We start from the raw sequence: 10,099 nt of genomic DNA, 5'->3' as shown, positions 1-10,099 counted from the left end.
GTGTCATTGGAACCTCCTGTCCGATTGAGAAACCTCAATCGTCAGGCAGGTCTGCCAAATCCCAAAACAGCTGCATCAGTGATCAACACCCGCAAAGTGCGCAAATGCCGCGCGAGCGGCTTCGTCCATGTCCCGCGAAGCAGACCTCATCACAAGCCCGCCGCTTTGGTCAAATTCACGCGGAAACGGTCTCGTCGCCGCTGATAGGCGCGGGTCTGTTCGGCCGAGGCGTGCCCCAGATGTTTCTGCACGTAGCGTTCATCGACTTCGGCGTAGGAGGCGAGACCTGATCGCAATGAGTGTCCAGAGAACAGCGCCGGCCGGTCCTTGTCCGGCAGATCGGGACGGATCCCGGCTTCCAGCATGGTGCGTTTGATGAGGCGCGCGACGTGCTTGTCTGACAGGCGCTCGGTCTGCACGCCGGAATTGTCCCTGAGCACCCGCCGGAAGATCGGCCCGTGGGTGATCCTGGCAAAATGCAGCCATTGCTCCAGCGCATGGACCGGACAGCTTTGGTCGGATGATCCGCGGGCGATCTCCTTGTCCTTCCAGCCGGTCTTGGTCTGCAGGACGACAATGGCACCTTCCTCCTCGATCTCGACCCAGCCGCGGCCGTCTTCGGTGTCGTCGCGGTTGACGTCCAGGCCGACGATTTCCGAGCGGCGCATGCCGCCGGCATAGCCAATGAGGAGAATGGCCCTGTCGCGCATGTCCCGCAGACCAAAGGACAGGGTGGCCACCATTTCGAGCAATTCTTCCGGCGTCACCGGCTCCTTCTGGACAGGCGGGCGGCCGTGCTGGCGTTTGATGCCGGCCCAGACTGAGGCGATGTGCCGATCCTTCATGTCGAGAGCGAGACCGCGCTGACGATAGTTCCACGCAATCCCAGACAGACGGCGTTCAATGGTACTCACCGAGAGGGCAGGGGTGCCACTACGTGGTCCGTCCTGGGGCTTGGCGCAGTCGCTGATATAGAGCCCGATGACGGCAGGGGAAGGGACCAGGGCATCGACGCCTTTGCGCCGGCACCAGCTGGCGAAATGTTTCCAGTCCGCCTTGTAGGCCTTGTTGGTGTTTTCGGCGGTGGCGGCTTCGGCATAGCCGCGGGCTTGATCGACGAGACGGTCGAGCGACCCGGATCCGGCCACATGTGCGGGCAGGGTGATCGCCTGGTCGTTTTGCGGGGCTGCGTCTTCGTTGTCGGTGCCGAGAAGTTCATCGAGATCAATACCCGACAGATTATCGGTCGACAACGCGTCAGAACGATCTCTCTCGTCGTGATCAGGATCGATTGACGGGCTTAGAGAGGCTTGAGACGGAATTTCGGTCTCTAAGTCCGGTTTTTGTGGTGATGTGCTCATGGTTTAGAGCATAGTCTTTCTATGTCCGATAAGGCAAGATTATTGGACATAATGGAGACACACGAGGTGGGGCGGTTTATACATTATATTGTGGCTGAAAGCGCCGCTCCAGGATAGTCTTGTACAATGACATTTGCCGGTGACGCACTCGACACAATATCTCGTGTCCCTTCATAGGTCACCTCTGCACGCGCCGAAACCCTTGAAGATGTGGCGTTTTTGTCAGGCGCGGCACTCGCGCACCTCCATCTTGTGTTGGGGCGCACCGAGGTCCCCCAGACCTTGCTGAGAGAACGCTTGGCACTGCGTGCAGTTGAGGCATGCATGGCACTACTGGGGCGGCCCGAAAGGGCAGGGGAATTGCGCGACGCACTTGCGTTCTTGCAGCCCGGTGACAGTCCTGGTCCGTCTGGCGAGGTCTATCTGTCCTGGCGACGGGCCATCGAACGACCGGTTTCAGTCAATGCACTGCATCGCGCGTTGCCTGATCTGGAGCCGGAGCAGATTGCGACCTGGCTCTACGCGGGGCAGGGGCCGCCGGTCTCGCGGGCTGCGGCTGTGCTGCAAGCCGTGATCGCGGAGCGACCTCGCGATCTCGCGGCAGCATTGATCTTGTCCGACGCTTCGTTGGCGCGGGCGCTCCAATGGACACATGTCCTGCCGCTCCTGCAGGTTGGTCTAAAGCGTGGCGATCTGCGAAAGTCAGATTAGGGGCTTCGGTTGGCCTGCCATCGAGCAATAACGACTGCGGTCGCAGAAGCGACAAGACAGGCCGCCGATCTGTCACGCCGGGCTGGGCGATTGCGAGACGTTGCCCCGAAGTTGCGCGCCAAAGGGGCAAAGGAGGCTGTGGCAATGTTTCTGGCATCAGATGCTGTCGCGCCGACAGCGCTGACGTCGCTGCGTTCTGATCGTGCGGCGCGGCGGTTCTGCGACCGGCTGGTGGACCTTGGCGCAGTGCGCGAGTTGACCGGACGCGATACATTCCGGCTCTACGGAGTTTGAGGATGGCGAAGGATCACGCTGAACCCGATCTGGACCGCGAGTTGGACGACCTGCCTGCCGAGTTGCGCTGGCGCGAATGGATGTGCCGGATTGAAGCGGTGCTGTTTGCGAGTGCGTCCCCCGTACCGCGCCAGGAATTGGCACGCGTGGTGGGGCAGGGGGTGTCGGTCGATCTGTTGATTGACGATCTGACGGTTGAATTGGCGGATCGGCCATATGAGATTGCCAGCGTCTCTGACGCTTGGATGCTCCGGACACGCCCAGCCTATGCATCGGCGATCCGGGCAGCCGCGGATGTCGGCGACCAGGACCTCGATCTGCGCGAATACGACGTCGCCGTGCTGGCAGCCATCGCCTATCACCAGCCGATCACCCGGGAGGGTCTCAAGGACATCTTCGGCAAGGAGATCAGCCGCGATCTGATTGGACGGCTGCATGCGCAAGGACTGATCGGGACAGGCCCACGATCCCCGCGACGTGGGGCGCCCTACACCTATGTCACGACCGAGAAGTTCTTGATCGCGTTCGACATCGAGACTTTGCATGATCTGCCGGATCGGGAGCAGCTGGAGGACGCGGGACTAGCTGCAGGATGACAATTAAGCGGCAGAGCCATCCGCTCTATCGCTCAAAAATGGCTCGTTCATGAGTTATAGAACGACATCCTATAACTCATGACAGATTTGCAGGTCTGCCGTGGTGGCAGAAGATTGGCGATTAGTGCCTTGTTCACTTCCAATCGCCGCGCTCTTCTGCGTCAGGTTCCGTTGATTTCTGCTTCAAGCTTCGCGATCGCACTCATCATATCGTCAAAGCTTGGTGCCTCGCCCATGATCATCTCGCGCATGCCAGCGTAGTCCCGACGCAGGGCGGCCTCCAGGTGGTCACCCGGAATCAGGCGTAGCGGTCCCGGTTTAGCGTCTTCATATCTTGCCCAGGCCGCCTTGAAGAACACTGACTTATGGTGGCCGACTTCGCTTAAGAGGTCGAGATCGGCTAAAGCGCGCACTTTGGAGTCGTGTTGGGTCAGTTGCGCCATGTCGTAGTAGTGACGGGACATGCGATCAGCGAGCGGTTTGCCCGCGTCCTGATGGAAGAGCATGTGCAGGATCGTCGCCTTCTCCCAGAAGGTCCGTTCGATCCCGAGGGTGCGAACGTCGACATCGTTCAAGCCAGGCAGATCGGGAAAGGCTTGTTGGACATAGGTTGAGAGTGCGCGCTGCTCGGCCGGAAGCTGTGCTCCACGCGCGCCGAATTCAAACCGTACGATAGGTTTGATGTAGCCTGGGTCGTGGCCGCCAATCGACGGGTAAGCGAAGAGTATGGTCTGTGGGTCGTCTTCGTCAATCTGGAGTGAGAACGGCTGCTCCAGGCGTGCAGAGAAAGCGGTGTTGATTTCTTCGAGCAGGGGACCGGCGACGGTGGCCTCGGCGGCCTCCTGAAGGTCTTGCAGCAGAGATTTGCGTTTGCCGCCCGAGAGGTCGGTGTTCTCCGGATAGCGATCACCGTCAAACCCGAGTTGCTCGCGATCTAGCGAGAGATCTACGTCCTCGGAGAACCGATGGATGACATCGTAGGCTTTCGAGAGCGACGTGCCTCCTTTGAAGATCAGGTGATCTCCGAAGGAGGGCAGGGCAAGAATGTGCTGGAGTGACCAACAGACCCAGAAGTCCTTTTCGACAATCGCCTTTGCAAACCCGAGTTCAGCTACGGCCTGGCGGAAAGCTTCGTCTCGGTGTTCAGGCGTGTCGTTCGCGAAGGCATCCATGCTCAGGTGTGTGCCACGATCTGCTGGACGACTGGATGCATCCAGGCCGGGACATGTCGGCTTTGCTTTGCGAGCTGCGCCCGATCTTTTACATCCAGCGCGCGGGCGATCTTGCCGATCACCAGATCGTCGACCCGATCCTTGCCGACATAGCGGAGCGCCTGGAACACAGTGCCCGCTTTAGACCCGGCGCCGATCAATGTCTTCGGAGAGGCGTTGCGGAACTGGATGACCTGCCGCCCGATCTTCTTCGTTCGTGTAGGCCCGTCGGTCATGTAGGTTGGGTTGGACGGGACCTGGGTGGATAGACCCAACTGGTTTGCCGCCATGGCAGGGGAGGGCTGCAGAACCTGGTTATCCTTCCGGGCAAAGGCGCGTGCGATGTCGTCAGCGGAGGGTGCCAGAAGCCCGAAACGGGGGCTGTGCTTGGGATAATCGTAAAGCCCGCGCGTCAGCCGCCGGATCACACCCTGATCCGCCAGACGCGACAGCGCCTGATCCACGCTTGCGCGCGATCCGATATCGAGGAAGTCCGACGGCGCAAAGATGGCGCCTCGGCCCTTCCCAACAATGCGTTGCTTGATTTTTGACGTGATCATGGCTCAACTCCTTGTCAGAAAATAGGGTATGTTTTTCTGAACGTCAAGATGGAGAGGTTTCGGCCGGGAGGGCGGGAATCGGAAGTTTGCTGCACAAGTCTTCAATGTCTGCTTTGATGGTCAAAATAGGAGCTCATGGTCGCCAAGTCCAAGAGGATCGGTAGATTGTTCGCCCTTTTCAGTCCGCGCTGGTTCACATGTTGCGCCTCGGGTTTCCGCCGAATTTCGATTTTTTGTTCAATTTCTTGTAGACGGCTGGGGTTAACCGCGTTGCGAAATCGCTCGAAAGAGAGTTCATTCTTGCGGCATGGTTGGCGGCGCTTCCGACCCATACGAGGTCATTATTGTTGCGAATACCACTCCTCACAACGAGCATCTCTGACGTATCGATGCCAACGGTATGGCGAAGAGAAAATTTGGTCGATGTGTATTGGGCTTTCAGTGCCGGGTTGCCGTAGGTCTAGAGCTCGGCACAACTCCGATCTCCAGGATTGGTATTCGCGGCGAGCGATCCGTACGAGTGGCATCATCAAAGGCAACGTCTGAGTCGGAGAAAATGCAGCGAGAGTGTAACGAGGGCGGTGTAAAGATTGGGCCAGACGCACTTCGTGTCGCTCCCAAGGGCCTTATTGATATCCTCGGTGACCATGGGTACGCGAGAGAAGTCGATTACGACGATGTGTCAGCTAGCATTCTTGCGACGCCGACTGAATTGGCTCAACCGTTGTACGCCCGCGCCCACGTCCCTGCAGAACCAAGCCAACCGCGCGCCCATCTCGCAAAGAAATGAACTCTCTTAGGCTACTGCTGAAACACACCCCTTCATGGGTCAGAGTAGAAAAGGATGGACAAGCAACGGCGAAGGTAACTTGCGCACCCCAAAAGGCGAGCGGATTGATCGCGGGAAACTACCTTCTGAAGCTCGCTCTATTGCACGGAGGAGGCGTTAGCGCGGCGGAGGACGAAGTGGCCCATCATTTCCCCGTTTCATGCCCTGAGAGACACATCAATCCCGATGCCACCTTTTGTATCTCCTATGGATCAACTGAACCGCTAATCGAAGCGCATGCGGCGATAGCCTGGTGGGAATACCTACGCATGTTCCTCCTTCATCAGGAGTATGCTCGGAAGTATGGAGTGTGGCCTCTTGAAGGAGGTCTTTCTCACGGGGACGCGGCGCGGATTCAGGAAAAAATGGAAGAGCTGGCTGCTCCATTGGGTTGGAAAGAAGAGATCCTAGTCGGCATGTTCCGTGGGAAGGGCTGGCTGGCCAACTCCTTACCTAAGGCATCTCACCGCTTGGATCGATTGCTCAATTCTAGAACTCCTTGCCCGAGGGGTTGCACGCGTCAGGCCGACAGCAATCGTTCGATTGTTTGCCGTCCACCAGACACCGACCGAGAGAAAACAGGTGGGAAACCGATCCTCAGGGCAGAGTGTCCAAACAGATCTGCACTGGAACGCATTGCTTTACTGGAGCACCGGCGTCGCAAGGCGCAGCACGATTTTATCCAGGATATTTGTAAGGATGCGCCCAAGTGTTGCGGGACGATGAAATACTGCCCTCTGGCGAAATCGAGTTCGTGACCAGTACCCGTTTAGTATCGTTGCACTGCAGCGAATGACTGCTATCCAACCGGACCATCCGTTCTTTCTTCAATGTCGGCAATGGGCCGCCAACGATCTTTTGTGACCGGCCCAATCCGGACCTTGGCACGTTTTTTCGACGCCGCGGTGCAGCTTCACAAAAGCAGACCTTGGATTTAGCGCAAACGATTGCTGCTTGCTGGCAATGCCGTGTTACCGCTTTCGCGCGATCCTGGCGACTCTGGTCATTCACGCCAAACATGCGCACATTGTAAAAAACAAGGGAGGCTCTTCATGCTGTGCCGTATCGGAGACGTTGAAATCTGGCGCATCCTCGAAATCAACGCTCCTTATCTCCCCGCCAAGGACCTATTCCCCTACGTACCTAACGTCGCCGAACTGATTGCGGCTCACGATCCTGGCGCTATCTGCCCCACCTCTGGCGGGCTCATCCTGCCCATACAGGGCTTCCTTCTGAATACCCCTTCGCATCTAATCCTCGTCGATGCCTGCGTGGGCAATCACAAGACCAACCGCTATCCTCCCTGGAGCGGTCGAAACGACAGCCGTTTCATGGCATCACTCGCCGCCGCCGGTGCCACTCCGAGCGATGTCGACTATGTACTCTGCACCCATCTGCACACAGACCATGTCGGCTGGAACACCAAACTCGAGGATGGCCGCTGGGTGCCAACCTTCCCAAACGCCCGTTACCTGCTGCCCGACGCCGACAACTCCGTGTTCTCGAAAATGGCCTCCGACAGCTACACCGAAAGCGTGTTGCCGGTGATTGCTGCGGGTAAAAGCGAGATGGTCACCCCCGGCCACCAGCTTGGCGATTACGTCACCCTTATCGACACGCCTGGTCATACACCCGGCCACGTTTCGGTTCTGGTCAAAAGCGGTGCAGCAGAGGCGATTATCACTGGTGACGCCCTGCACACATCAGCGCAATGCTGGCACCCCGACTGGCACTTCACCTATGACACCGATCCCGAACAGGCCGTCAACTCCCGCCTCGCTCTGCTCGAGGCTGCTTCCGAGGCCGACCGCCGCGTCCTCGGCACTCATTTCACCTTGCCCTCCATCGGTCGCGTGAAAGCTAATGGCGATGTGTTCCGGTGGGAGGAGGACAATTAGGAATCAAGCCCTTGCCGGGTGGATTCAAACGTCGCCAGAATTTGGGCAGTTTGCTGTGAAAAGCTGGCCAGCGGTCGTCGCGGGCGGCCCTTACCTGACATTCGACCGTGTCCAGACCAAAGTCGGCTTCGCATAACCACTGGTTTCTGGTGCGTTTAATCGGGATCTTGCTGACGCACAGAACGGATGCACAGAACTAGAACAGGTTGGAGACTTCAGGACAGGAGACAAACTAATGTGATTGCTGTTCGAGAGAACAAGCTGCCTGCAGCGCGCGTTCGCCGTGTTTTGGGTGATTGAGCCACGTGCTCACGAGCGTGATATCGGTTGCCCGCCCGACCTTCGCAAGTAGTGAAAGGGCGAGTTCTAGGTGGTCATCGACAAGCGTTCGGTCAGGAAAGACGCGCTCGAAAATGGAGGCGGGTGCATAGTCAGGCGACAGCACAGCACGGCAGAGTTCTAGGATCAGATCCGGCCACGAGCTTTCGAATTCGACATTTGCCAGTCGTAACATATTTCTCCTCTCGCGGGTCAATCGTTGGACCACATCAAAGGCTTCGGCTGCTCCACAGGCGCGAAAATTATCAACTTCTGCGGCCATCTTTCCCGACGACAATGTTGGATCGATATTCAGAGCATAAATGAGAGGCGCCGCACGATACCAGGCTTGGTTAGCTGGATTGCTGGGTGGCGGATCAGGGAGTGCAAGAGGTACTGCAAGTTTGGCCAACAACGCGATGGAATTGGCGTAAACATTTAACGCGAGCTGAGGCGAATGGCTCTCCACGATCGGTATCTGTGCAAGCTTTTGCAACTCGGGGGCTGCCGCAGCTGTGGGCTCCCTTAGCAACGCGCGCAATACATCGTCAATGGACCAAGGGTCGCGCCGCTCGTCACGCAACCCACGTAAAAGAAGTCGCTGCCGCTTCTCGACTGGAAGCGCTTCGTAAAAGGCCTCCCAATAGATGTCTCGGAATGGATGGTCATAGGTGCGCGTTATGGCACCCAATGCAAGGGCACAGGCCTCCGGCGTGTCGGGAAGCGCAAGCACCGACTCATACTCCTCGACAGCATCCTCGACAGTGATTTCAATCTCGATTCCATCCACCCCTTCCAGCGCATCAATGATTATGCTGTTGATGAAAATGTTCTGGTTGGACATCCATCCGTGAAGTGCCTCCGATATAGCCTGACGCTGATTTCGCGGTAGTTCGGATCCCCGAAAGCGGATGACATCGCAGATAAGAAGCCTCAAGTGGCAGATGCGCAGATCCCAAATATGCTGGACCAGTTCCACGAAACGAGATGGCAGCGAGGCGTTACTTGCAGCACGGAGTGCTCCGACGAGCAAAAAAATCTGGCCGGGGCTGAGCGTTTCAAAGCTATCGAAATAGCCTTCTAGATGAAGAACCGGCACGCCATCGCTCCCGTAAAACCCCCGGTTTTGGATACCTTGGAGCAATTGTTGCAGGTCGCGTCCGCCTGCATGGTGATAATGCATGCCGTATACCGACCCATAGGCTGCGGCGTGCCACGATATTCGCAAGTCGGGGTGGACACTTCGGAGGCGTTGCGCCTCACTGGAAAGTCTACGGTCAACGGAAGCGAAAAGATCTAACAAATTGGGGAGCAAGCTATCGCTCAACGCGTATGGGATAAGGCCCAAGTATGTTTTGTCAATTTCACCATTTTCCAATTCGTCGGGGAAACTCGGAACTAGAGAACTCAAATCGCGCGCACTGGACAAGCCCTCGGGAAGAGCCAGGGTTACTTTACTATAGTTCCGCCTGAGCACGCTGATCAGATCACGCAGACGACCGATGACGTAGTTGCGAGCTTTCTGGCCTGCGTGGCCCAGAAAGGCTGCTCGCAGCAACCGGGGATCTGGCTCCTTGCCGATCATTGCTTCTATTTCGGAAGTGGTTCCACAGCCTCCAAGCAGGAATTCCCGGAGCTCTGCATTGATTGGTTGACGCGCAATTTCGCTCAGTTCTTCGGCGCTCTTCGCGCGATGGAGAATTTCAGCAGCAGCGAAAAAATCTGCAATCAATTCGTGGCGAAACGCCAATTGGTTGTCATGGGTTCGGATCAGACCGGCGGAGCAAGCTGCTTCCTTTATTATCGGCTTGTTCCCGTCGAGCATGCGTTCGGCTGCCGGAACAGGAAGCGATGAGACGAAATTCAAGCGCATTGACGTTGCGAGCGCCGCCAGCGAGCGCTCCACCTCTTCTGCGGACCCATCATGCAAACGTTTCCGGACGAAGCTGTGATACAAGGCGAACCGGCCGTCGATTTTGGAGGGTGTCCCGAACACGTCTGCCAGCACCGCTGCGTCATGGGCTGTGGCGACAACTTCTACAGACCTTCGCTCGTTGTCAGTCAATTCGCGACCCAGATGGGTCGCGACCAAGCGTTGCGATTGGATAGAATCGGGTTGAAGAAGGCGGATTATCTCGCCGTGCAAGATTGTTGGTAGGGAAATCGGTTCCTGGGTTGTCAAAACAAGGCGAACACCGAACTTTAGGCGGGCAGCCTGAAGCGCCTCGACAAGCTCACTCCTGCGGTTAAGATCGGGCATCTTTGGTCACTCACCTCCGGGAACGAGCGCGAAAGGCTGTTGGCGCTTGCCGCAGCCGGTG

7 protein-coding genes and 1 pseudogene are annotated in these 10,099 nt (G+C 57.5%); 4 read left to right on the top strand and 4 right to left on the bottom strand.

Annotation, left to right across the window (positions count from 1 at the left end; translation table 11 throughout):
- Positions 1–149: 149 nt before the first annotated feature.
- The gene (locus H7847_RS25390; protein WP_227272305.1) at positions 150–1,361 is read right to left on the bottom strand and encodes a tyrosine-type recombinase/integrase; all 1,212 of its coding nucleotides are present in this window, start codon (positions 1,359–1,361) and stop codon (positions 150–152) included.
- Positions 1,362–1,571: 210 nt separating this feature from the next.
- Here H7847_RS25390 and H7847_RS25385 point away from each other — a divergent pair.
- Positions 1,572–2,366 (top strand): annotated as a pseudogene (locus H7847_RS25385) (DUF1403 family protein).
- 2 nt (positions 2,367–2,368) lie between these two features.
- Positions 2,369–2,962 carry an SMC-Scp complex subunit ScpB gene (scpB, locus tag H7847_RS25380; RefSeq protein ID WP_227272294.1) on the top strand — a complete coding sequence of 198 codons (594 nt, stop codon included), beginning with the start codon at positions 2,369–2,371 and terminating at the stop codon, positions 2,960–2,962.
- A 161-nt stretch (positions 2,963–3,123) separates the two neighbouring features.
- Here the strand turns inward: scpB and H7847_RS25375 are convergent, their stop codons facing one another.
- Both H7847_RS25375 and H7847_RS25370 read right to left on the bottom strand, forming a co-directional pair.
- Positions 3,124–4,134: a nucleotidyl transferase AbiEii/AbiGii toxin family protein gene (locus H7847_RS25375; protein ID WP_227272292.1), complete on the bottom strand. Its 1,011-nt coding sequence runs from the start codon at positions 4,132–4,134 to the stop codon at positions 3,124–3,126.
- A 2-nt stretch (positions 4,135–4,136) separates the two neighbouring features.
- Positions 4,137–4,733: a DUF6088 family protein gene (locus H7847_RS25370; RefSeq protein ID WP_227272290.1), complete on the bottom strand. Its 597-nt coding sequence runs from the start codon at positions 4,731–4,733 to the stop codon at positions 4,137–4,139.
- Positions 4,734–5,519: 786 nt separating this feature from the next.
- Between H7847_RS25370 and H7847_RS25365 the strand changes: the two genes are divergently transcribed.
- The gene (locus H7847_RS25365; RefSeq protein WP_319799798.1) at positions 5,520–6,320 is read left to right on the top strand and encodes an E2 domain-containing protein; all 801 of its coding nucleotides are present in this window, start codon (positions 5,520–5,522) and stop codon (positions 6,318–6,320) included.
- Positions 6,321–6,614: 294 nt separating this feature from the next.
- Positions 6,615–7,460 carry an MBL fold metallo-hydrolase gene (locus H7847_RS25360; RefSeq protein WP_227272287.1) on the top strand — a complete coding sequence of 282 codons (846 nt, stop codon included), beginning with the start codon at positions 6,615–6,617 and terminating at the stop codon, positions 7,458–7,460.
- A 232-nt stretch (positions 7,461–7,692) separates the two neighbouring features.
- Here the strand turns inward: H7847_RS25360 and H7847_RS25355 are convergent, their stop codons facing one another.
- Positions 7,693–10,038: a hypothetical protein gene (locus H7847_RS25355; RefSeq protein WP_227272286.1), complete on the bottom strand. Its 2,346-nt coding sequence runs from the start codon at positions 10,036–10,038 to the stop codon at positions 7,693–7,695.
- Positions 10,039–10,099 lie beyond the last annotated feature (61 nt).

The sequence above is a fragment of the Roseobacter weihaiensis genome (assembly GCF_020622345.1).
Lineage (GTDB): Bacteria > Pseudomonadota > Alphaproteobacteria > Rhodobacterales > Rhodobacteraceae > Roseobacter > Roseobacter weihaiensis.
The sequence above is the reverse complement of the archived record's forward strand: the minus strand, read 5'-3'. Positions and strand labels throughout refer to the sequence as shown.